The organism is Acinetobacter sp. AC1-2 (assembly GCF_016124155.1).
Taxonomy (GTDB): domain Bacteria; phylum Pseudomonadota; class Gammaproteobacteria; order Pseudomonadales; family Moraxellaceae; genus Acinetobacter; species Acinetobacter calcoaceticus.
In genome coordinates this window covers 1-246 of record NZ_JABFFO010000037.1, presented here as the reverse complement: position 1 = coordinate 246, position 246 = coordinate 1, and the positions used below count along the sequence as shown (strand labels likewise).

Here is a 246-nt window from a genome sequence, read left to right as displayed (position 1 = left end):
CAGTGGCATTGATTGGATCAAGTACTGGTGCATTTGGTGCAGTGGTATCTACTGTTACCACAGCGGTGTCTGTACCGACATTACCTGCTGCATCTGTTGCAGTCACAGTAATGGTGTGTGGACCATCAGTTAATACAGGCAAGGTATTGTCTGCAAGACTCCAGGTGCCATCACCATTGTTTACTGCCGGGTAGTCAGTGCCATCTACATTCACCACCACTGTTGCAGTCGGATCATTGACTGTAC

General features: G+C 48.4%; 1 protein-coding gene. It reads right to left on the bottom strand.

All coding sequences use genetic code 11. The features are described 5' to 3' along the window. Positions 1-246 (bottom strand): Ig-like domain-containing protein (locus HL290_RS18515; protein ID WP_227602341.1); only part of this gene is annotated, 246 nt, incomplete at both ends.